This is a genomic window from Acinetobacter sp. 'aerobic (ED)' (assembly GCF_904886855.1).
Classification (GTDB): domain Bacteria; phylum Pseudomonadota; class Gammaproteobacteria; order Pseudomonadales; family Moraxellaceae; genus Acinetobacter; species Acinetobacter courvalinii.
Window position 1 is genome coordinate 132,364 of sequence record NZ_CAJHGI010000009.1, and the last position, 26,313, is coordinate 158,676.

Genomic DNA, 26,313 nt, shown 5'->3' on the forward strand with positions numbered 1-26,313 from the left:
GTCGTGAGCGCGATATAAATGTCTGAAATACGATATTTCAATTATTTTGGACATCTACCACAATATATCCATTGCTGAGATATTGTGAGAAAAATGATGGGTCAGTTTAGCAAATACCAAAAATGGGCATTTGTATTGCCTTTGATTGCGGTGTTGATTTGGTCACTTAACATCGCGGTAACGCGCTATGTGGCCGATTATATTTCACCGGTCAGTATCAGTTTTTATCGCTGGTTTGTGGCTTTCCTGATCTTGACACCATTTATGTTGCCCAAGGTCTGGAAGCAACGTGCTTTGATCCGCCCCTTCATCCCCAAGCTGGCGGTACTCAGTGCATTTGGTATGGTGCTTTATCAAGGTTTGTCTTATACCGCAGCACATTATACCACCGCGACCAATATGGGCATTGTGAATGCCTTTGTGCCTATTTTTACCATCTTTATCTCCTATCTCATTTTAAAAGATGCACCGAATCGCTTTGCAATTTTTGGCAGTTTGCTGTCTTTTGCCGGTCTGATTTATGTGATGAGCCAGGGCCGTATTGCCAGCCTGTTTGAGCAGGGCGGTCACTGGGGCGATGCAGTCATGGTCTTGGCGGTAGGATTTTATGCTTTCTATGGGGTATTTTTGAAAAAATGGCAAGTGCAGCTGCCATTGATGACCAGTCTCTATGTACAGATTGCTTTTGCTTTGTTGTATCACGTCCCATTTTTACTGTGGCTGGGGCTAGATGGCATCAATGCTGAGAATGCCGCCAGCGTGCTCTATGCCGGTGTGTTCCCGTCATTAATCGCACCTTTATTGTGGATGGTTGCTGTGCAGGCGATCGGGCCAAACCGGACCAGTATTTTTATGAACCTGATGCCGGTATTTACTGCCATTATTGCCAGTCTGTGGCTGTCGGAACACTGGACCATTTATCATACCATTGGTGGGGTGATGATTCTGGTGGGCATTATCATGGCACAGAAGAAAACCGTAAAAGCTTCGGTGAAATTGGCAGAGTCTGCTTCGTAAAGATGAACTTAAAAGGTGTGTTTGTTTAAAAAATAGACAAACGCACCAATTTATTTTTTAAATGATTGTTCTTTGTGTCTGATTTGCAACTATATTTTCAAAGATCAGCGAAGTTTATGCTCAAAAAAAGCTGAATAAAAATAAAAATATAATTTTATTAAAAAGGCGAAAGTGACAAAAAAGGTACGCTTTTCACCTTTTTTGTTAGATAAATAATATATTTGTATAAATGAAATGATTAGCTCATAATACCAGCCACAGCAAGATCATTCATTTTAGAATGAATAAGTTGCTCACCGAATTGATGAACCCTCTGGATGTGATTATACACATCCTTTTTATGCTCAGTTATCCCTATATAACTGAGCTTTTTTTTGTCCGCTATTCACCTAATCAGGCGCGAACAATTTCACCCGTGAGCGCGTTTAAAATGCGACTCGGTTCACGGCTGAGACCCAGATCGCCTTCAAGATAATGTAATGCATCGCCAAAATAGGCTTGGGCCTCTGCCAGACCATGGGCTGGTGTCTGACCTGCGGGATTGGCACTGGTCGAGACAATAAACCCACCAAAATCCTGACACAGTTGCATACATAAAGGATGCGTGGTGACACGCACCGCCACCAGCGGATGCTGGCCTTTGATCCAGGTCGGGATGTGCTGATCGGCAGGCAGTAGCCAGGTGGTGGCACGTTCAGTTGGCTGGCGGTTAGACCAGCTATTGATCACTTGCTGACGAAGCTCGGAAGCTAAACCCTGTAGTAAATGTTCGACCTGATCTAAATGGCCGGCCAGTAAAATCACGCCTTTTTCAACGGGACGATGTTTGAGTTCCAGAATATCCTGAAAAGCCTGCTCATTGTAGGGATCACAGCCCAGTCCCCAGACCGCTTCGGTCGGGTAAGCCAGAACCTGTCCTTGTTGTAAAAGTTGTGCTGCTTCAGCAATAGAGGACGTCATCATAGGGAGAATGAAACGATAAAAGGGAGATGTGAGTAGTTTAATGCATTGGGCGGCAACGTAAATAGCGTCCTGCCTGTTGCATGCTTAAACCGAGTAATTCCAGTTCCATTAATTGGGCAGTTAATTCAGCAATAGGTGCAGAATAGCGTTGCGCCAGCTGATCCAGATCCTGTCCGACCCAGTCTAAAACCTGATACAGCTCAATTAAATGTGCGGGTAGTGTTGGCGGTGCCGAGCTGCTTTCTGTTGCTGGCTGCTGCTGTGCTTGCCATTGCGTCGGCAAAGCCAGATCTTCAATCACCTGTTCAGGATGATCGACCAGAATCGCGCCTTCGCGAATCAATTGATGACAGCCCTGATGATGTTCACTATAAATATGTCCAGGAATGGCGAATACCATTTTGCCCTGAGTGGCTGCTTCATTGGCGGTAATCAATGAACCGCTTTTGAGCGCGGCTTCGACCACCAATACCCCCAGACTCAAGCCACTGACAATCCGATTGCGTCGTGGGAAATGTTGTTGTAAAGGCATGGTGGTGGGTAGAAATTCAGTCACAATCGCGCCTGACTGGCGAATCTGTTGCGCGAGTTGTTTATGCTGGGCAGGGTAGACACTGTCGAGTCCTGTACCCGTCACTGCGATAGTGCGCTGATGCGCCAGTCCACCCTGATGCGCGGCCTGATCAATCCCATGTGCCAGACCACTACTGATATAAAAACCCTTTTCACTTAAATAGTAAGCAAAATCATAAGCCACTTGTCGCCCATGAGGACTCGGCTTACGACTGCCGACCATGGCAATCTGGGGTTGTAATAGCGCTTGGGCTTGACCCTGTCCAAACAGGATCGGTGGGCGGTCGCTATAAGGCAGTAGCTGCGTCGGATAGCCAATATCGTCGGGCGTTAAAATAAAATCACTATGACGGCAAATCAGTTGTAGCAGTTGTTCAAACTGTTGCTGGCCTTGTGCGGTCTGAAATTCTTTTAGACGTTTTAAATGGTTGGCATGCAGACCCAGTTGCTCCCATTCCGAAAAACGCTGCGGTTGGGTTGCCTGTTCACAGCTGCCAAAATATTGCTGAATTTTGTGAAAGCTGGAAAGCGAATGTTGAACCAAGTACCACACCAGCACGGTAGGGTAGTGATGAGGCGATAATTGATTCAACATTTGAGACCTTAATCGTCGAGACGTGGTGGCTTGATGTCTGAGCCCAGCTTGATCGGTAATTCGCTTTCAAGTACGTAGGCATAGCTGATACGGTCAAAGCTTTTAAAGATCATGGCACTCCCTAAATACTGGCCGGGTAGTTTCACTTGCTCTTTGGTTTTTGGATCACGAACGGTTTCGCCATCTTGATAGATACTGAATACCTGACCGACCTCAATCCCATCCACAGTGCCACGATCAACAGTCACGACACCATTTTTTGCGGCTGTACCGATCGAACCCATCACCCGGATGATTTTACCGCCGTCTTTGACCTGATTGGCATCGGTCGGGTAGAACAGGGTTGGCAGCATGGCATCCTGTTCAAGCATAACACGGTCACCGCGACGCACTTCGCCGTTATAGCTGTCGGTCAGTTCAACCGTGGTGATGTCATTTTCACTACGAATGGCCACACCTGAAGCGACTTGGGTCAGCTCAATGCCAAGATTCTGCTTCTTGCCATTCTGATCCAGAACGATATAAGGCTCGCCTTCACGGAATACGCCATAGCGTTGACCATTTTCAAGGCCTTGGCCACGCACATAAACACTTTGACCTTTACCGGCCATAACACGGTTATCCGCGGTGCCCAGGATATAAGGGGTGTTGGCAATCGCCTCTGCAGGCAGTACCGAAGTGCGTTCCAGCCATTGCTGAATATGGGTCAAGGGGATAACTGGGACGCTATTGTTCAGTGCTTCAATACGGACTTGCGGGCGCAAGGTCGCGGTATTGCCGGTATAGCGACGAATGATACCGTCACAACCGTCACCTTCATCTTTACCAATCAATGGTTTACCGTTCAGGCTACATAACAGCAGGCGATCACCCGGATAAATCCAGTGTGGATTCTTCACATGTTTGTTGCTTGCCCAGATTTCAGGCCAGCGCCAGGGCTTCTTTAAAAATTTGCCGGAAATATCCCACAGCGTATCGCCTTTTTTCACCACATAAACATGCGGAGCGCCTACTTTAACTGCAGGTGGGCTGACATTCGGGCTGGCAGCATGAGCAAAATTGACAGTCATTCCCAATCCCGCACAAATTGCAGCCGCAATCAGTTGTTTTTTTAACCCCAAGGCATGAAAAGATGGTATGCCGTTTAAAACCTTTTTCATTATCATAATTCCTAAAAATTATGTGTGTAGTTGCGCTATAATAACGACTTTACACACAATTTTTTTGATCAAGCATTCCCTTCAGTTGGTTTTTTGATCAATGGCATAAGTGAGGACGACAGTATGGCCTTATTACCTATTTTAAGTTTTCCTGATCCCCGCCTTCGTACCATTGCCAAGCCAGTCGAAGAAGTCACTGATGAAATTCGTCAGCTTGCAGCAGATATGTTTGAAACCATGTATGAAGCACCAGGTATCGGTTTGGCGGCAACTCAGGTTGATCATCATATTCAGCTTATTGTTATGGACATCTCGGAAGAGAAAAACCAACCGATGGTGTTCATTAACCCCAAAGTCATTCCACTGACCGAAGAAACTCAGCCTTATGAAGAAGGCTGTCTCTCTGTGCCTCAAATATACGACAAAGTTGAGCGTCCGTCACGCGTAAAAATCGAGGCAATTAACCTTGAAGGTCAAGCATTTGAGTTAGAAGCTGACGAACTTCTCGCTGTTTGTATCCAACATGAAATGGATCACTTAAATGGCAAACTTTTTGTCGATTATTTATCGCCTTTAAAACGTCAGCGTGCCCGTGAGAAAGTGGAAAAAGTGGTGCGCCAGCGTGATAAAGACAAAGTCGCTGTTAAACGTTAAGTGATCGATACTGTTTAAGATGTTGTCTTTGTTTCGTTGTGGTTTGCTGCTGGCTTTGACCGCGGTCTGTTTACAGATTGCGGTTTTCTTGCAGCCGCTGCTTCCGAAGCAATACCAGATTGCGCCGGTGTGTGAAACCATCACCCAGGCGCTGCTGTTACCCAAATTACAAAGCACACAGAGCCATTCGGCACATAGTTCACATTCGTATGAACACCAGCTTGAGCAAGCTCAGGCCCCGCTGCCGCATCATGATCATCATGATCCTAATCACCAATGTCAGTACTGTACGGTCTATGCCAATCTGGTCTTGCCGCCTGAATTGGGTGTGAAAGAAGTACTGGTCCGGATTCAAATCCGTTTAGTGGCTTATCAGCAAGCGTTTAAGCATGTTTATTTTGCACTACAACGCTTATTTCTATTGCCCCAAGGGCGTGCCCCACCACTCTTTGCATAAATAAAACGTTATTTTTATTAGGGTTTTTTAAAACTCTAGCCCAGTTTTACTTATGTTTTAAGAGAGACCACTCATGGCTCAACCTAAATTTTTATTACAACCGCTCACGGTTGCGATTCTTGCTGCCTCAAATACTGCAATGGTGTGGGCAAATCCAGTCGATTCGTCTGTATCTGCACATGCCCATGTGTCACTGGCACCAATTGTAGTGACGGCTCAACAACCGAATGAGCGCAATGGTCTGGTGGTGCAAGCCGATCCCAAACAACCGATTCAGCCGATTCCTGCAACGGATGGTGCCGACTATCTGCAAAGTATTATGGGCTTTAACGCCATACAGAGTGGCGGAACCAATAGTGATGTGACCTTCCGTGGCATGTTTGGTTCACGCATCAAGATCCTGACTGATGGTACAGAAAATCTGGGTGCCTGCCCAAGTCGTATGGATGCACCGACTTCTTATATTTCACCTGAAAGCTATGACCGTATTTCGGTGATTAAAGGACCACAGACCGTTCAATATGCCAATACCGGTTCAGCGGCAACCGTGATTTTTGAACGTCAACCTGAGAAACTGACTCAGGCCAAACCGTATCGTGGGCAGGCCAGTGTACTGTGGGGTTCATTTGGACGTTTAGACCAGAATGTTGAAGCTGCGGTGGGGGATGAGAAAAAATATATCCGTTTAAATGCCAATCGTTCCGAGTCGAACAGCTATCAGGATGGTGACGGTAAAACCGTGCCGTCTTCATGGGAACGCTGGAATGCCGATGTGGCATTGGGCTGGACACCGGATGAAAATACCTGGGTAGAACTGACCGGTGGCAAGGCAGATGGCGAGTCTGAATATGCAGGCCGTGAGATGGACGGTGCTCAATTCGCGCGTGAAAGTTTAGGTCTACGCTTTGAAAAGAAAAATATCACCGATGTGATCAAGAAAATTGAAGGTCAGGTGAACTATAGCTATAACGATCACATCATGGATAATTTCAGCCTGAGAACCCCGCCTATGGTTGAAATGAAGCATGGTGATCATGTCATGAAAATGCCGATGCCAATGGACATGCAAGTGACGCGCCGTACCTTGAACTCACGTCTGGCCATGACCTCTGAATGGGATCAGTGGAGCCTGATCACCGGGGTTGACTCGCAGTTCAATAAACATGGCGGCAGTATGTCATCACCGACCATGCCATCCATGAATATTCCATTCCGTCAGGATATGCGTTTCCAGTCTTATGGTGCTTTTGGTGAGTTGAGCTATCAACTCAATCCGCAAAACAAGATCGTGACAGGTGCTCGAGTAGACCAGGTCAAGGTGGATGATGAGCGTGCTGACTCTAAGGCCAAAGGTTTCAATACCCAGCTGGAAAAAACCTTGCCGAGTGCTTTTGTGCGTCTGGAAAATGAAAATGCCGAGCATGGCCTCAACAGCTATGTCGGACTGGGCTATGTCGAACGTATGCCTGATTATTGGGAGCTATTCAGTCCTGAGCACGGCAATGCGGGTTCGAGCAACACCTTTAACGGTGTGCGTCCGGAGAAAACTTTACAGCTCGATCTTGGTTTTACCCAACAACAAGGCGCATTTAATTCATGGGTGTCTGCTTATGCCGGACTGATCGATGACTATATCTTGATGAACTACCACGATCATAGCCACTTACATGCAGGTGGACATGGCGGGCATGGTAGCGGCGGAATCACCGCAGGTGCCAAGAATGTCGATGCCACCATTGCAGGGGCTGAGGCTGGCGTTGGCTATCAGTTTACCGATCATATTCAGGCCGACCTGAGTGCGATGTATGCCTGGGGTAAAAATACCAGCGACAATACGCCATTGCCACAAATTGCACCTTTAGAAGGCCGTGTGAATCTGCGTTATGTTGCTGATAAATATACACTCGGTATGTTATGGCGTGTGGTGGATCAACAAAATCGTGTCAGTTTGCATCAGGGCAATATTGTGGGATATGACCTGAAACCAAGTGCAGGTTTCTCAACCATTTCTTTGAATGGCAGTTATAGTCTGAGTAAAGATGTCGATCTTTCAGTGGGCGTTGATAACCTGCTCGATAAAACCTATACCGAACACCTCAATAAAGCGGGCAGTTCAGGTTTTGGTTTTGCCAGCGAAGAGCAATTCAATAATACCGGTCGCAACTACTGGATGCGGATGAGCATGAAGTTCTAAGCTGAGTTAGAATCAGTCAGCTCAATGATCTGCATTGAGCTGATTGCGTTTTGACGAGGCTTACATGCATCATCTTCAGGATTCCAATACAATTATTCAAGAATTACAACAACAAGGTTATGTCCGTATTCAGGTCACCGAATGGACAGAACAGACGCGTAACAGTCTGGAGCAACGCTTGTTGCAGGCAGGTATTCAAGATTATCAAATACATAAAATCAAGAATGAAGCATACGATTATCTGATTGTACGCAAAGGCACTGACACCCCGCTTCCTTTTCAGTTAGAAAAAGTTTATCCATCCAGAACTTCTTTTGTCATGGTGTTGCCTTTAATTGTGGCGATGGGCCTGATCGCAGTGACAGTACTGTTAAGCAGTTATTCGCAAGATCTGATGTCCTTTGTGATTGTCTTGGTTATTCCTGCACTATTGGGTGCATTATTCGAATACTTTATGATTCGAAAACAGCCCAATCCTATTTTCCTGACCAAGCTTTTCAAGATTCAGCCGCTGGTTTTTGTGATCGTGATTGTGTTTTGCGTGATCGTGTTAAGAGAAGGGATTATCTGTCTGATCATGCTGTTGCCGATTTTACTGATCGGCCTGCTGTTAGGTGCAGGTTTTATGCGATTAATTTGTCATTATTTATGGAAACCCAGCGCCAAAATCTATTCTTTTGCACTGCTGCCGTTGATTTTATGGTTGTTATTACCTGATTTTAGTCGTACCGAATATGGTCAAACCCAGCGCTCGGTTGTGATTCATGCGCCAGCACAGCAAGTATTTCAGGCCATTAACCAGATTGGCACGATACAACCCGAGGAAGTTAAAGACAGTTTTATTTTTACCATGGGCTTTCCCAAACCTGTTTTTGGCATGACCGAGCAGCGTCAGGGTGAGCTGGTCCGCACCATCCAGTGGGAACGTGGCATCAAGTTTGAAGAAAAGGTGACCGCATCGCATGCGCCGTATCTATTGTCCTGGACATACCAGTTTGCGCCAGATTCGTTTCCGAAGGGGTCCTTGGATGATCATCTGGAAATGGGCGGGAAATATTTCGATTTGCTGAAAACAGATTATCAACTGGAACAAATCGATGCAAACACTACCAGGTTGATTCTGAGCATTGATTATCGGTTATCCACCGAATATAACTGGTATAGCCGTTTATGGGTGCATTATGTTTTAAATGAATTTAGTGATGTGGTGATGCAGATTCATAAACAGCGTTTAGAAAAAAATGCTTCTTAAGCTCAATATCAAAGTGAAGCCACAATCTTGATTGTGGCTTCGACTGCTTAGGCCAGACAGTCCTGTTTTGGCATCAGGCTATCGCAATATAAAGGATTTAATGCGCATTGCAGATCATCAATCTGTTCTTGGGTGACATAAGCTTTACTTTTGAGGTATTCCGCCACGCGGTCGTCACGCAGACTTAAAAAGGCGGCATCGTAAACGCCTAAATCAACAAATAAAGCAGCGGTTTCCAGACTATTAAAATGATCGAGGAAAACATCATTATCATGCATCAGGAAAATGTGGGTGAATGGTGCATTGACTTCGACTTTTAAACGTTGCGCCAATTGCTCAGGACGTGTCTTGATAAACAGTAAATCGGAAAGTTCATCAAACTGGCTTTTGTCCAGTTGGTTTGCATCACCTTTGACATGGCTTAACCAGGCTTTAAAGACCAGAACCGCACCGCCACGTAATAGCATGCTCCAGATCTGATGACGTGTTTCATGGTCGAGATGGGCAGACTCTGCCTCAAGTACATCTAAAAACTTCTGTTCTTGTTGAGCCAGTTTTTCAAATAAGCCCAACCCTTGTGGATGGTAGGCTGCAGGCGTAAACACATCAAAATTCAGTTCATGGAATACATTCAGGGCCAGCGGGACCGCCGCCTGATAAAGCGCATCCAGGGCACGTAAATGTGTATCTTCAAGTTTGCTATGTACAAAAATATGTTGCCAGTCCAGTTGTGGTAATAAGGCGTTGGCACTGTATTGGCGATAAAACTGTTGCGAGCTATGGTCGGTGGTGGGGTGACTATTATTCATGATCAATGTCCTTTTCGACAGTCTGTTGCAAGAAACCCAACACGATGAGACACAGGTTTCCATTTATGCATCAATTTATGCGGGATCAACAAAGCAAGTAGAATACGACTAAAGTTGTAGACTGGTTTTTAAGGGTAAAATTTATAAATAAAAACAAATGTTTAATTAATTGTAAGTAAGTGTACAAACGTTCACTAATGTAAGTGAACGTTTTTGCCATAGTCAAAAATCATTTGAGCATTTTGGTCAATTTATCAGCACTCAAAGTGCTACTTTTTGATGATTTTTGCCTATGGCTGCAAAATATTTGGTCATTTATTGCATCGGCATGATTTTTAAACCGGATAACCAGGCCCGTAAACCGGCAGGCTTGAGCGGCTTTTTCAGCAACACAATATTCTGCTGTTTTAAGTATTGCGGTAACTCCGGATCAGAATCTGCGGTAATTAATGCCACAGGAATATGGGCCAGTCGGTGTTGTTCAATAAAGTCCAGACCCCGTTGATCATGATTCAAATGCTGATCGATCAGCCAGACCTGAATGTCTTCCTGCTCAATTAAGCGTAGTGCTTCTTCCGGTTCGGTTGCGGTGAAGATCTGATAGCCCCATTTGCTTAGCAAGGTTCGCATGCCTTCCAGAATGGTTTCATCATTGTCCAGACATAGCACTTTATAGGCCGTATGCTGCAATGCCGTTACCTGAGGTGTTGCCATTTGAATTTTGGGTGCTTCGGCTAAAGGCACTTCGATCATGAAACAGGAGCCTTTGCCCAGCTCGGAATAGACATGCACGGGGAAATCCAGCAGGCTGGTCATCCGTTGTACGATGGCCAGTCCGAGACCCAGACCCTGTTCACCCCAAGGCGAGGTGTGTCCACAGCGCTCAAATTCCTGAAACAGTTTCAGGCGTTGCTGTTCATGAATACCCGGGCCGGTATCCCAGACCCCGATGCGAATATGATGAGGGCGCTGAGCTGAACGTAGCACACCGACCACGACACGGCCCCGTGCGGTATAGCGTAAAGCATTGCTGACAAAGTTCTGGATAATCCGCCGCATCCATTGCGGATCGGTGTCGACCCAGAACTTGGTATCGTGCACGGACAATTGAATATCACGCTGGGCTGCAATGGATTTGAACTGTAACTCCAGATCATTCAAGAGATCATGCAAGGAATAAGCCTGACGTTTGGGTTGGATGGTGCCACCTTCTAAACGGGCAATATCGAGCAGGGCAGAGAGCATACTTTCCGCGCCGTACAGTGCCCGATCCAGCTGTTGTAAGGTCTGCTGATCTTCTGCCGAATGGACACTTTGTTCTAGCGCAGTACTAAACAGACGTGCTGCATGCATGGGCTGGAGTAAATCGTGACTGGCGGCTGCCAGGAAACGGCTTTTCGATTGATTGGCTTTATCCGCCTGTTCCAGTGCCAGTTGCTGTTCGGTCAGGGCATTGGCAAGCTGCTGGGTGCGGTCACTGACGCGCTCTTCCAGCACCGCTTCATTTTCACGGAACGCGGTAATATCGGCAAAGGTGGTGACGAAACCACCGCCTTCAATAGGATTCCCCCGCATCTGGATCACCAGACCATCTTTACGAATTCGCTCGAACTCATGGGCGCTACCCACTTTCATCCAGTGCAGTCGTTTACGCACATGTTCTTCGACTGGGCCCGGACCACACTCACCACGTTCCGCGTTATAGCGAATCAGGTCTGCGATCGGGCAGCCGACGTAAACCAGATCTTTTGGATAATCAAACAGTTTCAGGTATTGATTGTTCCAGGCCACCAGACACATATTTTTGTCTACCACACTGACGCCTTGGGTCATATGGTCGATCATGGTCATCAACAGATTCTGGTTAAAACGCTGCCATTGCGAGGCCTGGTCGAGAATATTGGCGACTTGTCCCAAGGCCAGACCATTGTTAATCATGGCAGTGGTCAACAAGGTACGGGCAGAGGCTGCCCCAATAATCCCGGCCAGATACTGCTCGGTAAAGCGCCACCACATGCCATTGGCCACATGATTTTCATTTAAAACCACATGATTCTGTTCACAAAATTGCTGAAAAGCCTGTAGCGTCGGTTTATCGCCTGTGACCCGTTTGGCTAGCGCCAGTAAGTCGCCGACTTTCAGGCGGGCGGCATTCAGGTGCAGATCAGTAAGATCGGTATTGGACTGGGCTGATGGCAGCGGTTTGCTTTCATAATAGAAGAAGCTTTCCGCCTGAATTTGTTCCGCCACGCTGGGCCGGTACAGACGTGATACCCAGATATACAGCACCACATTCAAACCTAAAGACCACAATACCCCATGTGTCAGCGGAGCAAAGGATTCAAAACCCAGTAAGGCCTCTGGACGCAAGCCATTAATATCAAACGGTCCAAACAGTAAAATATGCTGTGCCAAATCCTGATATTGGTCGGGCAGGCTACGCAGGACCGTCGGGAACAGTAAGGTGTAACTCCACATGGCGAAGCCCATCAATAGCCCGACATACACACCCTGACGGCTTGCACCACGCCAGTATAGACCGCCAATCAAGGCCGGTGAAAACTGTGCCACGGCGCTAAAAGCCAGTAAGCCAAATACCGAGAGCTGATTGATATCATTAAAGAAATGGAAAAATAAAAAGCCCAGTAACATCACGCTAATAATACTAATGCGCCGGGTCAGTTTGAGCACGCGCGGTAAATGCTGGTCATGCCGTGAAATAATTTTAAACCGCCACAGAGCTGGCATGATCAGGTCATTACTGAGCATGATCGATAAGGCCACTGAGGCGACTAACAGCATGCCAGTTGATGCGGAAAAGCCTCCGAGAAAGGCCAACAGCGCTAACCAATCCTGCTGATAGCTCATCGGTAAGGCCAGTACGGCAATATCTGGTGTGCCCAGCGATTCGGGTAGAGAATGCAGCGCCCAGCTGGCAATTGGAATAATTGCCATGACGGTCAGGATCAGATAGGCCGCAAACCAGCGCCGTGCGCCACGGATATGTTTTTCATCGCGTAACTCCACCACCGCCACATGGAACTGGCGTGGCAGGCAGATCATGGCGAGACCTGCCAGTAATGTTTGCACCCAGAAAGTTTCAGGCACACCCAGTTGTTGCAGGTCATGAAAATGCTGATGTACGTCGGTACTGACCTGTTTAATATTGTCGGGTGACTGTAATAAGAAGAAGGCTGCCACACAGAGCAGGGCAAACAGTTTAACAAAGGACTCAAAGGCCACGGCTAACATTAACCCACCGTGCTGTTCGGTATGGGCAATATGCCGGGTCCCAAAAATCATCGCCAAAATCGCCAGTACCGCAGTCAGTACCAGAACACTATTGGTGGTGGTATGGATATGCGCGTTTTGCTCCAGAATCACCGAGGCACTCAGTGCAATGGCGCGTAGTTGCAACGCCAGATAGGGCACAATCGCAATCACGGCGAGAATGGTCACCAAGGCGGCCAGACTTCCGCTTTTACCGTAGCGGGCAGCCACGAAATCGGCAATTGATGAAATGGCATGATGCTGGCGGATACGACCCAATCGTTTCCAGATATCATAACCAAACCAGATAAACAGCAATGGTCCCAGATAAATCGGCAGGAAAATCACGCCTTGGCGAACAGCAGCACCGGTGGCGCCATAAAAGGTCCATGAAGAGCAATATACGCCCAGGGTTAAGCTGAACAGCAGCATTCGACCACGCATACTTAAACGGCTGGCGTGCTTTTCACCAAAAAAGGCACAGCCAAATAGCAGCACGATGTACAGGGCCAATACCCCGAGAATAAGCCAACTGTTCATATTGCTCACGTGATCAACTTCCATTTTTAATCATACCCGAAGCACAGGTACAGCAAGGAGTAGAGAATTGCATTTAGAGACCAAAGTCTAAGTTACGAGTCAAGCATAATCTTGTTAAGTTGGATAATGAAAAATCCCACGTAAAAAGGGGTCCATGGTTGGACACAAAAATAAGGAGTTGATTATGGATGATTCTCAGGTAGATCGAATTCTACATAATCCAAAGTTTCAGGAAATGGTCAGCAAAAAGCGTACATTAAGTTGGACATTAACAGCAATCATGCTGTTTATCTACGTTGGATTTATGCTTTTGGTTGGCTATAACAAAGAATTTTTAGCAAGTTCATTTAGCGGTGGTGTGACCACTTGGGGTATTCCCCTCGGTTTAGGCATTATTGTGTTGTCATTTGTGTTATGTGGTGTGTATTCCTACATTGCCAATAACAAGCTTGACCAGTTGAATGAAGCAGCCCTCAAGGAAGTTGAGGCCATTGCACGTGAAAAAGGGATGCACTGAGATGAAAGGGACCTCATTCAAAGCGGTACTGTTCACACTGTTGAGCTTTTGCTGCACAAGTATTGCCTTCGCAGGCCCGGATCTAGGTACCGCTGAACAGCAAGCGACCAACTGGCACGCGATCATCATGTTTACGATCTTTGTCGGTTTTACCCTGTTCATTACCAAATGGGCAGCCAAGCAAACCCAGTCTGCACAAGATTTCTATACTGCTGGTGGCGGAATTAGCGGTTTCCAAAACGGTTTGGCGATTGCGGGTGACTATATGTCTGCCGCATCGTTCCTGGGTATTTCTGCACTGGTATTCAGTTCGGGCTTTGACGGCCTGCTCTATTCACTGGGTTTCATGGTCGGTTGGCCAATCGTACTGTTCCTCGTTGCGGAGCGTTTACGTAACCTGGGTAAATATAACCTGTCCGATGTGGTGTCGTTCCGTCTGGAAGAAAAGCCAGTGCGTACCTTGGCGGCTTTCAGTTCACTGGTTGTGGTGGCGTTCTACCTGATTGCACAGATGGTCGGTGCAGGTCAGTTGATCAAATTGTTATTTGGTTTGAACTACAACATTGCGGTGGTGATCGTGGGCCTGTTGATGATGGCGTATGTGATCTTCGGTGGCATGTTGGCAACCACTTGGGTACAGATCATTAAAGCGGTGATGCTACTCAGCGGTGCGACCTTCATGGCCTTTATGGTGATGAAAGCGGTTGGCTTTAGCTTCACCAATATGTTTAACCAGGCGATTGGAGTGTATAGCCAGGCGCATAGCATGAGCTGGGATGAGGCTGCCAAGATCATGGGGCCAGGTAAACTTGCCGCCAATCCGATTGATGCGCTTTCACTCGGTCTTGCCTTGATGTTTGGTACCGCGGGCTTGCCGCATATCCTGATGCGTTTCTTCACGGTAAAAGATGCCAAAGAAGCACGTAAATCAGTTGTGGTGGCAACAGGCTTTATTGGTTACTTCTATCTGTTAACTTTCATCATTGGTTTTGGTGCGATCCTGTTTGTTGCCAACAACCCGCAATTCCTTGATCTTGCCAAAGCAGCAGTGACAGGAAAATTAGAGTTGGTAGGCGGTAACAACATGGCCGCGGTTCACCTGAGTGATGCGGTGGGCGGTGACTTGTTCATGGGCTTTATCTCGGCAGTAGCATTCGCAACGATCCTTGCGGTTGTTGCTGGTTTAACACTGTCAGGTGCCTCTGCAATTTCACATGACCTTTATGCCAACGTATTCAAAAAAGGCCAAACCACACCTGCGTCTGAGTTAAGAATGTCAAAAATCGCAACTTTAGGTTTAGCGATCTTTGCCATGATCTTGGGTATCTTGTTCGAGAAACAAAACGTGGCCTTCATGGTTGGCTTGGCATTCTCGGTAGCCTGTTGTGCAAACTTCCCGGTGTTGGTGTTATCCATGTTCTGGAAAGGCTTAACCACACGTGGTGCAGTGATTGGTGGTGTCGTAGGTTTGGTCGGTGCAGTCAGCCTGATCATTCTGTCGAAAGCAGTTTGGGTAGATACGCTGGCGATTTCTGAAACTGCGCCAAACCCATTCAATGGCCCAGCATTATTTGCAATGCCACTGTCATTCTTCTGCTGCTGGTTCTTCTCTATAACCGACAAGTCAGCACGTGCAGAAAAAGAGCGTAAAGCCTTTGATGCTCAGTTTGTTCGCTCAATGACCGGGATCGGTGCTTCTGGCGCGTCAGATCACTAATTCGCTTGAGCTAAAAAAAGCCCTCATTGATTGAGGGCTTTTTTTATGGCTTATTGATGCATGCTGGCCAGCTGCTGCGACTGATTGCGATACAGTGACAAGCCAATACGTTGCAAATGACGTCCATTTTGCTCAAGAAAACGATTCAATTTTGGAATATATCGGGCACTGCTATACAACGCTAAATTTCGACCAATCAGATAGTAGGCAAACCATGAGGCCGATTGCGGAGCTAAGCCGAGTTTCTGCATTTTCTTACGACCAATAAAAAACTGGGTAATTTCCAGATGTTGCTTATAGGCCAGTTTTTGCTGGAAAGTGCGGAGATAGCGGTATTTGCGTTCGAATGGCTCCTTGGAAAGACTTGAACCAAGTGAAATACTGCTGGCATCGGACTGTGGATGGGCAAATTGCATCCAGTACATCAGTTTCCAGCCCTCTGCCTCATGATCAACCAGCCATTTCTCTTCAACGCCCATCAACCAGCCTGCATATTTCCAGAAATGTAAAAAGCTGTCGACTTCTTGCTTGCTTGGAAAAATTCCCAAAGCGCGAATGCCGATCAGCACTACACCACTAAAGGCAATATTGGTCATGGCCTGATCATATTGGTTAATCGGGATTCCCCAAGTTTCGGCATCCCATTTCTCGGATTTTTGCAATTGGTGACGAACCAAGGCATGGATAAAACGGACAAAAATGGTAGAGGTAAAGCCTTTGCTAAAACGGTCAAAACCATCCGGTTCAGTAATATCGACCCACCATTTGGTGGTTTCCGCCAGCCGTGTGCCTGCCTGTTTTTTTAATGCGCCGGTCAGGATTAAGGGCTGGTTGAAACCCGGATACAGGTAGCCGGTCATTAAGGATAAATCCCGCAGGATCAGGCCATTATTGATGCCGAGACGATAGGTAAACTTGAGTGCTTCATCAATTTTGTTTTGATCATACCAACCAGGTTTTTGTTCAACGAATTTGAAGAAGGTCGTGAGTTCAGGAATTTCATGTGGCAGTTTATCGAGGCCTTGATATAGCGCGGTTTCAAAGTATTTACGGTGTTGTTTTGGATTCTGGAGCACCCAAAGCAGCAGTTGATCCATGGGTTCATCACCACTTTGCAGAGCGGTATTCAGTGCTTGATAGTCTTGATAACTGGGCTGAACCTGCTGATGGGACATATAACTCAGAATTTTGGTTTTGATATTGGACTGACTCATATCTTCAAACGCCGCCAAGCGTTTAGGTTTAACGATGCCGTGCATTGCATAAAGCCTATGATTGTTATTTAATCAAAGCTTAATATGAATAATTATTCGCATTCAATTCGCATTTCAATTGAGGCTGAGCATGAGAAAACGACCGCAGCAGCAACGCGCCAAAATGATCGTTGAAAGTATTCTGGAAGGGGCACAGCAATGTATTTCTGAACATGGGGTTTTGCAGGTGACCACACCTAAAATTGCTGAAAAATCAGGGGTCAGTGTCGGATCGATTTATCAGTATTTTGAAAATAAAGAGCAAATCATTGCGGAATTATTACTACGTAAAAGCGAAAACTTGGGACAGGCGGTAAAGCAACTGGTGATGCTACAACAGCAAACTACTATTCAGGACATCATCACATTAAGTATTGCCTTTGGCTTTGAATCGTTAAAATCTGATCAGGGTTTTTTGATCGAAATTTTAAAAAACTGGCATGCCTATAGTGACTCGGAAGCGGCACAAGTGTTAGAGCAGCACTTTTTAGAAGTCGGCATGTATTTATTCGGACGTTATTATCCGCACTGGGATTTTGAAACCTTAAAACATAAGTCGTTTGTGATTATTAACAGTACCTTATTTACCATGATGCGTTATGCCAGTAAAAATACTTTTCTGATCGAAGAACAACGCCTGCAACAAGAACTGTCTAAAATGATTGTTTCTTTTTTAGATGCAGTATGATGCACTCAACAAAAATGAAAAGCATAACAAGATTCAGGAAAAGCACATGCAAAGCTTAAAACAATTCTGGCGTACCTTTCGTTTGCTGCCATCCGCATGGTTGTTGCTGGTTCAACTGGCCTTATTAATTCTGTATATGCTGACCTATGGTGATAGTGAATATCGTGCCTTGACTTGGTCATTGGGTGTTTTGGCGCTGTTAATTATTGCCAAGGTGATCCGGCAAACCCCGGTATTTACCTTTTGGGGGCTCATCTTTGTCAGTGGTGCATTTGTCTTTTCGATTATGCTGTTTAATGGCTATAGCACACCGACCATCCAGATCATGGCCTACAGTTTTGAAGCAATGGCCTATTTCTATGCAGCTTATGGCTTGCTTCGTTATATGTTTGCCGACCGCTATCTCACCAAAGATGAATTGTTTGCTGCAGGTGCAGTATTTACCCTGATCGCCTGGGCCTTTGCCTTTTTATACAGTATTTGTCAGCTACTTTTGCCGAACAGTTTCCTGAATCCCAATCAGCCCCAAGCGCTGCAAAGCTGGCTGGATTTGCTGTTTCTGAGTTTTAGTTTGCAATCGGCAACCGGTTTATCGGACTTGATGCCGATGAGCCCAGCCGCCCGCGTGCTTGCCATGCTGCAAATGTTTGGCGGAGTGATGTATCTGGCCGTGGTGGTCTCGCGTCTGATTGCACTGCAATATATTGCGCATTTACCCAAAAATCAGTAATTCGTTGTAGCATTGGAACGGGTTGTGGTTTCCTGTTCCAGCCATTCGATGAATTTCAGCATAATCGGATTATGCGGCTGTTCGGCATAAACAAAATAATAGCAACGTGAACCACTGAGTTTGTGTGATGACACGATCATCAATTCTCCTCGACTCAGTTCTTTCTCGATCAGCATTTGTGGAATCAGGGCCACACCAAGATGGTGGGTTGCCGCCACGGCCAGCATGGAAAATAGTTCATGGCGTTGACCTTCCATCGCATAAGGTGCGTTATAGGCCAGACTGTCGAACCATTCTTTCCAGATCGCTGGGCGAGTGGTTTGTTGTAATAAGGGCAGTTGTGAGAGCTGTTCTGGAGACAAATCCAGTGTCGAGCTTGATTGATTTTGAATCAAATCAGGGAAGAACTTTCTAATCAGCGTCGGCGAGCAAACGGCAACCACGTCTTCCTGCATCAAAAAATGTGCAGTCGTGCCAGGCCAGTTTTCTACCTGAGCGGGTGTACCTGCATAGATGGCAGCATCGAAAATCTGCTCACTGAACAGAAAAGGTTTGGTGCTGGTTTCCAGATGGATGGTAATTTCTGGATATTTTTCATTAAAACGATGCAGGCGTGGCAGTAGCCAGCGTGTCGCAAAGGTGGGTACTACGCCCAGTTTGAGCGTACCGCCTAAACCTTGATGTGACATCAGGTCGAGTGTGCTATGTTCCAGCCCGAGCAAATGCGTCTTGATATTTTTCAGATATTGTTCGCCCGCAACGGTCAGTTCGACACCATGTCGTACCCGATGAAACAGCGGCAGATTCAGAAACGCTTCCAGTTGCTGAATCTGTCGGGAAACGGCACTTTGGGTCATGCTCAGTTCCTGTGCCGCATGGGTGTAGGTTTTATGTTTGGCAGCGGCTTCAAAACAGATCAATGATTGCAGTGAAGGAATCATACGTCGCATAACAGCGTCCTTGTGTTGCGTGCGAAAACCAGTAATGAGGTTCGGATAATTCATGTTTTATAAATTATTCTCTGCTTTATTTTTAACAGAAGCATGCCACGGATTGCAATTGAGCTATGCATAAAACGCATAGCTGTATGAAAAAACATCGTTTGCCTGAGGGCATAATCTGGCCTAGCATCAAGAGCAGAACGTATATCAAGATTAATCAACAGGAAGATAACAAGTCATGGCAAATCAAGGAAAGCGTGTCTCTTTTAACTGGCAAGATCCCTTTTTACTCGAACAGCAACTCAGCTCGGAAGAACGCATGATTCGGGATAGCGCTCAGGCCTATTGTCAAGACAAACTCATGCCACGGGTACTGGAACAATTCCGTCATGAAAAAACCGATCCAAGTATTTTTCGGGAAATGGGTGAGCTAGGTCTATTAGGCCCAACCATCTCGGAGCAGTATGGTGGTGCGGGGCTAAACTATGTCAGTTATGGTTTGATTGCACGCGAGATTGAACGCGTAGATTCGGGCTATCGTTCGATGGCCAGTGTGCAAAGTTCACTGGTGATGGTGCCGATTGCCGAATTTGGTACCGAAGCACAAAAACAGAAATACCTGCCTAAACTGGCGACAGGTGAATACATTGGCTGTTTCGGATTGACCGAGCCGGATCATGGCTCTGATCCGGGCAGTATGCTATGTCGTGCCAAAAAGGTTGCAGGCGGTTATCGCCTCAGTGGTAGCAAAATGTGGATTACCAATAGCCCAATCGCAGATGTATTTGTGGTGTGGGCCAAAGAAGTCTCGGAAACTGGCAATGTCGGGGAGATTCGTGGTTTTATTCTGGAAAAAGGCTGGGAAGGGCTATCTGCGCCTGCGATTCATGGCAAGGTCGGGCTGCGAGCATCGATTACCGGTGAAATCGTGATGGATCAGGTCTTTGTGCCGGAAGAAAATGCTTTTCCTGAAGTGCGCGGCCTAAAAGGGCCATTTACCTGCCTGAACAGTGCCCGTTATGGCATAGCTTGGGGCGCAATGGGGGCCGCTGAATTTTGTTGGCATACTGCCCATCAATACACCATGGACCGTAAACAGTTTGGTCGACCACTGGCAGCCAATCAGCTGATTCAGAAGAAACTGGCGGATATGCAGACCGAAATTGCGCTGGGCCTGCAAGCGGCTTTGCGTTTTGGGCAAATGAAAGATGCAGGCATTGCTTCAGTAGAAGGGACTTCGCTGATCAAACGCAATAACTGTGGTAAAGCGCTGGAAATTGCCCGTTTGGCGCGTGACATGATGGGTGGCAATGGCATCAGTGATGAGTTTGGTGTGGCCCGTCATCTGGTCAATCTGGAAGTGGTGAATACCTATGAAGGCACCCATGATGTACATGCCCTGATTCTCGGGCGTGCACAAACCGGTATCGCTGCATTTTCTAACTAAAACTTCTGCATTGTTTAAACGCAAAGATACGCTTGCGGGCGTATCTTCGGGCAAACTCATGCCTAAAAAATTGACTTATAGCAATTAAAATCGTCAAGGATTCATCAAGCACATTTCCGGTAGAAAATGACACTTTGCCAAAACAATAAATAGCACTGTCGCAAAGGATTCATCACTTGAATGGTTGATGAAAGACCAGACCCATTTGAGAAAATGAGGTGTCAAATGAACAATGATGTTCAAACGGTAGCAAGCTCAGCGATGAGCAAATGGCCTTCTAATCTGGGAACCTATGCGCGGATTACGCCACACACATGGAAATTTGCCTTGCTGTTTGCCTACTTCGCCATGGTGGTAGATGGTATAGATATCATGCTGCTGTCATACAGTCTCACCAGTTTAAAGGCAGAATTTGGATTATCAACCTTTCAGGCGGGTGCGCTGGGGAGTGCCTCTCTCGCCGGGATGGGAATTGGCGGTATTCTGGGTGGCTGGGCCTGTGATAAATATGGACGGGTCAGAACCATTGCCCATTCTGTGACTTTCTTTTCAATTGCCACCTGTCTATTGGGTTTTACCCAAAGCTTTGAACAGTTTATGTCGTTACGTTTTATTGGGGCTTTAGGGATTGGCGCCCTTTATATGGCCTGCAATACCTTAATGGCGGAGTATGTTCCGACCTCCTATCGCACCACAGTACTGGGCACCTTGCAAACCGGACAAACGGTTGGCTATATCGTGGCAACCTTACTTGCTGGTGCCATCATTCCGGAACATGGCTGGCGTATTTTATTCTTTATTACCGTAATTCCAGCAGCGATCAATATCATCTTACAGCGCTTTGTGCCTGAGCCTAAATCCTGGCAGCTGACGAAAATGAAGAGTTTGACTCCGCAAACGCAGCAAGTTATTACGACGCAACCACAACCGAAAAGCCAAAGTATTTATCAACAGATTTTTGCCAATTTCAAACATCGCAAAATGTTCCTGCTCTGGATGATGACAGCTTTCTTTTTACAGTTCGGTTATTACGGCATTAACAACTGGATGCCGAGTTATCTGGAAACCGAAGTGAATATGAACTTCAAATCGCTGACCAGTTATATGGTGGGTTCGTATACGGCAATGATTCTAGGCAAGATTCTGGCGGGTTATCTGGCAGATAAATTTAACCGCCGTGCCATTTTCGTGTTTGGAACACTGGCCAGCGCAATCTTCCTGCCGATCATTATCTTCTTTAATACCCCTGACAATATTCTGTATTTACTCATTACCTTTGGATTTCTTTATGGGATTCCATATGGGGTCAATGCCACCTATATGGCGGAATCTTTTTCAACGGATGTTCGCGGTACTGCCATTGGCGGAGCCTATAACATTGGTCGGGTTGGGGCGGCGATTGCACCGGCCACCATCGGTTTTTTAGCCTCTGGCGGAACATTCACCATGGCTTTTATTGTCATGGGTGCCGCTTATTTTATTGCGGGTGTGTTACCGGGGCTTTTTATTCGGGATCGCCAATACGATCCACAACAATCATAAGCAAGGAGGATAGAACATGGGTGCATTAACAGGCTTACGTGTACTGGATCTGAGCCGGGTGCTGGCAGGACCGTGGTGTAGCCAGATTCTGGCGGATCTGGGGGCTGAAGTGATCAAGATTGAACGTCCTCAAACCGGCGATGATACCCGGATGTGGGGTCCGCCGTGGATGAAGGATGATGCAGGACAGCCCACGCGCGAGGCGGGCTATTATCAGTCTGCCAACCGGAATAAATATTCGGTTGCCATTGATCTTGCCTCAAAACAGGGTCAGGCCTTGTTACGGGAAATGGTCAAGGACAGTGATGTGCTGATTGAAAATTATAAAGTCGGTTCACTGCATAAATATGGTCTGGACTATGCCAGCCTGCGTGAGATCAATCCGGGACTGGTCTATTGCTCGATTACCGGATTTGGGCAAACCGGACCTCGTGCGTCTGAGCCGGGTTATGATTTTGTCATTCAGGGCATGGCCGGATTGATGAGTATTACCGGTGAAAAGGATGATTTGCCGGGTGGCGGCCCACAAAAGGTGGGGGTTGCAGTCACGGATTTACAAACCGGATTATATGCCACCATTGCGATTCAGGCAGCGCTCTGGTCGCGTCAACGTACAGGCAAAGGACAACATATTGATCTGTCCTTACTAGATGTACAGGTTGCGGGTTTAGCCAACCATGGCATGAACTATCTGATTACCGGTCAGGCACCGCAACGCTGGGGCAATGCGCATGCCAATATTGTGCCTTATCAAACCTTTAGGGCAAAAGATAAGGACTTTATTATTGCCTGTGGCAATGATGCCCAGTTTAAAGCCTTGTGTCAGGCCATCGGTCAGGCGGAATGGGCAGCGCATCCCAAGTTTAGATTCAATCAGGACCGGATTGCGCATCGGGGTGAATTGACCACGTTAATGGATCAGCATTTTCTCACGCAATCTGCACAATACTGGGTAGAACGCATTCATGCGGTCAAAGTGCCGGTCGGCATGATCAATAATGTGGAGGAGGCATTACAAGAACCGCAGGTACAAGCAAGAGAAATGGTGGTGTCGATTCCACATCCACAATACCGTCACTTTAAAATGATAGCCTCGCCATTAAAGTTGTCTGCCACACCTGTGGAATACCGTCTTGCTCCACCCCGTTTGGGAGAACATACCCAACAGGTCTTAGCACAATACTGTTCCACAGAGCACTTGGCGGAGTTAGCCGAGCAAGGTGTGATTGGGCATTGATCAACAATGCCCAAAGTGATTGCGATGACCAAGAACTTAAACTTTATTTTTATTAAATCAAATATTTATAATTTGTTTCATATCCTGTTACAGCATTACAACTGCGTTATTGTTGATATTTTTTATACTAGAGCTCGAGTTTTACATTGCATGAGCTCGCTTTTATTCACGCTGTGAATGTCTTATTTGACCCTTGCGGTCTATCCACTATCATTAAAATAACGTGAGGGAATTATGCCTTCCAAGCCATCTTCGCAGTTTGCGAATGTGAATCCAAACGTGTTTTTAAGCACGGTCATTATTATTGCGATTTTTCTCGCAATCGTCATTGTCGCACCCAGTTCCTTTGAACTTTTGACCCAACAGCTTAAACAATGGATTACTGATTCATTTAGCTGGTTTTATGTTTTATCCGTCGCTGTCTTTTTGATTTTACTGATTTATATTGCCTGTTCTGCCAGCGGAAAAATCAAGTTAGGGCCTGATCACAGCCAGCCTGAATACAGTAATGGTTCATGGTTTGCCATGCTGTTTACGGCCGGGATGGGGATTGGTTTGATGTTCTTTGGTGTGGCAGAGCCAGTGATGCATTATGTCAGCCCGCCCAGTGGTGACCCTGAAAGTGTAGAGTCGGCTCAACAGGCCTTACGCATCACCTTCTTCCATTGGGGATTACATGCCTGGGCGATTTATGCCGTTGTTGGTTTGGCACTGGCCTACTTTGCCTATCGTCATAATCTCCCCCTAAAAACCCGTTCCGCACTTTATCCGATTATTGGTAAGAAAATTTACGGTCCTATAGGCGATGGTATTGATACCTTTGCCACCATTGGTACGGTTTTCGGTGTTGCTACCTCTTTAGGCTTTGGGGTAACCCAGATTAACTCAGGTCTCCATTACTTATTTGGTGTTGAACAAAGTAGCTATATTCAGGTTGGCCTGATTGTCTTTGTCAGTATCTTGGCATCAATGTCTGTCTTTTTGGGGTTGGACAAAGGCGTGAAACGTCTTTCCGAGCTGAACCTGATCTTGGCACTGGTGTTGTTGGCCTTTGTCTTTATTGCTGGGCCAAGTATCTATTTGCTACAGACCACTATTCAAAATGCGGGTTCTTATTTCTCCAACCTATTCAGCATGACCTTTAACTTATATGCTTATCAACCGAATGGCTGGATTGGTGGTTGGACCATTATGTATTGGGCATGGTGGATTTCATGGTCGCCATTTGTGGGGATGTTTATTGCACGTGTGTCACGTGGCCGGACCATTCGTGAGTTTATCGTCGGTGTATTACTGATCCCAACCGGTTTTACCATTATCTGGATGGGTTTCTTAGGCAATGCTGCCTTATTCAGTATTATGCAAGAACACAATGTGACCTTGCTGCAAGCTGTACAAAATGATTCATCCGTGGCGTTGTTTGAATTTCTGAATCACTTGCCCTTGGCTGGCGTGATGAGTTTGTTGGCAACCGTACTGGTGATGCTATTCTTTGTGACTTCAGCTGATTCCGGCGCCTTGGTGACAGATTACCTGACGGCTAAAACAGAAAACTCACCGACATGGCAAAGACTGTTCTGGACCGTATTGATGGCTGTTTTGGCGATTATTCTACTCCTGGTGGGTGGTCTGGCTGCTTTGCAGGCCTCAATCATTATGAGCGCCTTGCCATTTACATTCGTCATGTTACTGATGAGTTGGGGGCTGTTAAAAGCCTTAAAGATCGATGTGACGAAAATGCAGGCGATTCAGGAAGCGCGTATTACACCGCGAGCAATTCATAATCCGCGTAGCTGGCAGCAACGTTTGGGGCTAATCATGCATTACCCGCATACTGAAGCTGAGGTCAGGGAATATATAGAGACACAGGTCAGAAAAGCGTTTGAAAGTATTCAGAAAGAGTTTAAACGCCGTCATCTGGAAGTGAACATTCAAAATACTGAACAAGGCTTGCAACTGCGCGTCGATCATCATCATGAGATTAACTTCATCTATACGGTCTATGCGCATGAAACCGTACCGCCAAGTTTTATGCTGGGGCAGGGCGATGCTGATGAAGCGCAATATTTCCAGGCTGAAGTATTCTTGAGAGAAGGCGGACAAAACTATGATGTTATGGACTGGACTCAGGAAGACTTGATTCAGGACATTATTGATCAATATGAACGTCATCTTTACTTCTTGAATATTGTAAGAGGCACATCGTCCTAACAGGGGATGTCGACTGAAAACAATAACAACACCGGTTTTGAGCACCTCAAAACCGGTGTTTTGCTTTTTGGAGATATTTTTTTCAATAAAATTTTTAGTTGGAACCCAGTTTATTGATAAAAAAAGTGAGCTTGTGAGAAAGAAATGATCAAAATCAAAAAGATTTTCGCTGATAATTAAAACAAATATAGATAAAAATTTATAAATAACAGTGATTTGAGCGATTTAAATGTTGGCTAAATTAATTTTTAAGATAATGAATAAATTTTAAATTATATAAATCAGTAAATTAGATAAGTTAAAGTTTAAAAATAAAACAACCGAATAATTTAATTTTTAAAAGTGCTTGCGTCTGGTCTGAAATACTGTAGAATGCACATCCATCGGCGGTGATGCAGATAAAAACTTGTTGATAAACAAGGATTTGGCTAAAATGGTTAGATTCTTGAGTTGGTTGATAAGTTTGCTAAATATCTAAATTACCTGTTGACTTTTAAGAAATTGAGAGTAATATAGCCGACCTAGCTTGATGATGACGAATCATCG

The 26,313-nt window shown here is 46.1% G+C and carries 20 protein-coding genes; 13 read left to right on the plus strand and 7 right to left on the minus strand.

The window, feature by feature from the left end; genetic code table 11:
* The first annotated feature begins 96 nt into the window (after positions 1–96).
* Positions 97–1,017: a DMT family transporter gene (locus tag JO943_RS16720; RefSeq protein ID WP_202741366.1), complete on the plus strand. Its 921-nt coding sequence runs from the start codon at positions 97–99 to the stop codon at positions 1,015–1,017.
* 393 nt (positions 1,018–1,410) lie between these two features.
* Here JO943_RS16720 and JO943_RS16725 read toward each other — a convergent pair whose 3' ends face one another.
* Genes JO943_RS16725 through JO943_RS16735 form a run of 3 tightly spaced genes read right to left on the minus strand, consistent with a single transcriptional unit; the run spans position 1,411 to position 4,308 of the window.
* Positions 1,411–1,980 (minus strand): L-threonylcarbamoyladenylate synthase, encoded by a 570-nt coding sequence (locus tag JO943_RS16725; RefSeq protein ID WP_032871008.1) that lies wholly within the window; start codon positions 1,978–1,980, stop codon positions 1,411–1,413.
* 37 nt (positions 1,981–2,017) lie between these two features.
* A complete protein-coding gene (dprA, locus tag JO943_RS16730) occupies positions 2,018–3,148 on the minus strand; it encodes a DNA-processing protein DprA (RefSeq protein WP_032876250.1) in 1,131 nt (376 codons plus the stop codon).
* A gap of 8 nt (positions 3,149–3,156) precedes the next feature.
* Positions 3,157–4,308: a LysM peptidoglycan-binding domain-containing protein gene (locus JO943_RS16735; RefSeq protein WP_005228394.1), complete on the minus strand. Its 1,152-nt coding sequence runs from the start codon at positions 4,306–4,308 to the stop codon at positions 3,157–3,159.
* Positions 4,309–4,431: 123 nt separating this feature from the next.
* On the opposite strand from JO943_RS16735, the gene def reads away from it, so the two are divergent.
* The 4 genes from def to JO943_RS16755 all read left to right on the plus strand — a co-directional run bounded on the left by def (position 4,432) and on the right by JO943_RS16755 (position 8,865).
* Positions 4,432–4,962: a peptide deformylase gene (gene def, locus JO943_RS16740; RefSeq protein WP_005228396.1), complete on the plus strand. Its 531-nt coding sequence runs from the start codon at positions 4,432–4,434 to the stop codon at positions 4,960–4,962.
* A 19-nt stretch (positions 4,963–4,981) separates the two neighbouring features.
* Positions 4,982–5,419 (plus strand): DUF2946 family protein, encoded by a 438-nt coding sequence (locus JO943_RS16745; protein ID WP_202741356.1) that lies wholly within the window; start codon positions 4,982–4,984, stop codon positions 5,417–5,419.
* Between the two features lie 73 nt (positions 5,420–5,492).
* Positions 5,493–7,613 (plus strand): TonB-dependent copper receptor, encoded by a 2,121-nt coding sequence (locus JO943_RS16750; protein WP_202741357.1) that lies wholly within the window; start codon positions 5,493–5,495, stop codon positions 7,611–7,613.
* A 64-nt stretch (positions 7,614–7,677) separates the two neighbouring features.
* Positions 7,678–8,865, plus strand: coding sequence for a hypothetical protein (locus tag JO943_RS16755; protein ID WP_202741358.1), 1,188 nt, complete (start codon positions 7,678–7,680; stop codon positions 8,863–8,865).
* A gap of 47 nt (positions 8,866–8,912) precedes the next feature.
* On the opposite strand, the gene JO943_RS16760 is transcribed toward JO943_RS16755, so the two are convergent.
* Positions 8,913–9,674, minus strand: coding sequence for a hypothetical protein (locus tag JO943_RS16760; RefSeq protein ID WP_005228405.1), 762 nt, complete (start codon positions 9,672–9,674; stop codon positions 8,913–8,915).
* Between the two features lie 315 nt (positions 9,675–9,989).
* Complete coding sequence (locus tag JO943_RS16765) at positions 9,990–13,484, minus strand: PAS domain-containing hybrid sensor histidine kinase/response regulator (RefSeq protein ID WP_171067680.1); 3,495 nt, start codon at positions 13,482–13,484, stop codon at positions 9,990–9,992.
* Positions 13,485–13,668: 184 nt separating this feature from the next.
* On the opposite strand from JO943_RS16765, the gene JO943_RS16770 reads away from it, so the two are divergent.
* Positions 13,669–14,001 (plus strand): DUF485 domain-containing protein, encoded by a 333-nt coding sequence (locus tag JO943_RS16770; protein WP_005228407.1) that lies wholly within the window; start codon positions 13,669–13,671, stop codon positions 13,999–14,001.
* Between the two features lies 1 nt (position 14,002).
* Positions 14,003–15,718 (plus strand): cation acetate symporter, encoded by a 1,716-nt coding sequence (locus JO943_RS16775; protein WP_032876238.1) that lies wholly within the window; start codon positions 14,003–14,005, stop codon positions 15,716–15,718.
* Between the two features lie 50 nt (positions 15,719–15,768).
* Here the strand turns inward: JO943_RS16775 and JO943_RS16780 are convergent, their stop codons facing one another.
* Positions 15,769–16,977 (minus strand): oxygenase MpaB family protein, encoded by a 1,209-nt coding sequence (locus JO943_RS16780; protein ID WP_202741359.1) that lies wholly within the window; start codon positions 16,975–16,977, stop codon positions 15,769–15,771.
* Between the two features lie 85 nt (positions 16,978–17,062).
* Here JO943_RS16780 and JO943_RS16785 point away from each other — a divergent pair, with 85 nt between their 5' ends.
* Together JO943_RS16785 and JO943_RS16790 are read left to right on the plus strand one after the other, a co-directional pair.
* Complete coding sequence (locus JO943_RS16785; protein WP_202741360.1) at positions 17,063–17,659, plus strand: TetR/AcrR family transcriptional regulator; 597 nt, start codon at positions 17,063–17,065, stop codon at positions 17,657–17,659.
* A 46-nt stretch (positions 17,660–17,705) separates the two neighbouring features.
* Positions 17,706–18,389: an ion channel gene (locus JO943_RS16790; protein WP_005228414.1), complete on the plus strand. Its 684-nt coding sequence runs from the start codon at positions 17,706–17,708 to the stop codon at positions 18,387–18,389.
* On the opposite strand, the gene JO943_RS16795 is transcribed toward JO943_RS16790, so the two are convergent.
* The gene (locus tag JO943_RS16795) at positions 18,383–19,339 is read right to left on the minus strand and encodes a LysR family transcriptional regulator (RefSeq protein WP_202741361.1); all 957 of its coding nucleotides are present in this window, start codon (positions 19,337–19,339) and stop codon (positions 18,383–18,385) included. The two genes, JO943_RS16790 and JO943_RS16795, sit on opposite strands and share 7 nt — an antisense overlap.
* A gap of 229 nt (positions 19,340–19,568) precedes the next feature.
* Between JO943_RS16795 and JO943_RS16800 the strand changes: the two genes are divergently transcribed.
* The 4 genes from JO943_RS16800 (at position 19,569) to JO943_RS16815 (ending at position 25,767) form a co-directional block, all read left to right on the plus strand.
* Positions 19,569–20,777, plus strand: coding sequence for an acyl-CoA dehydrogenase (locus tag JO943_RS16800; protein WP_005228422.1), 1,209 nt, complete (start codon positions 19,569–19,571; stop codon positions 20,775–20,777).
* 225 nt (positions 20,778–21,002) lie between these two features.
* Positions 21,003–22,319, plus strand: a complete 1,317-nt coding sequence (locus tag JO943_RS16805; protein ID WP_202741362.1) for an MFS transporter — start codon at positions 21,003–21,005, stop codon at positions 22,317–22,319.
* Positions 22,320–22,335: 16 nt separating this feature from the next.
* Positions 22,336–23,556: a CaiB/BaiF CoA transferase family protein gene (locus JO943_RS16810; protein WP_202741363.1), complete on the plus strand. Its 1,221-nt coding sequence runs from the start codon at positions 22,336–22,338 to the stop codon at positions 23,554–23,556.
* Positions 23,557–23,790: 234 nt separating this feature from the next.
* Complete coding sequence (locus JO943_RS16815; RefSeq protein ID WP_202741364.1) at positions 23,791–25,767, plus strand: BCCT family transporter; 1,977 nt, start codon at positions 23,791–23,793, stop codon at positions 25,765–25,767.
* The last annotated feature ends 546 nt before the right edge of the window (positions 25,768–26,313 follow it).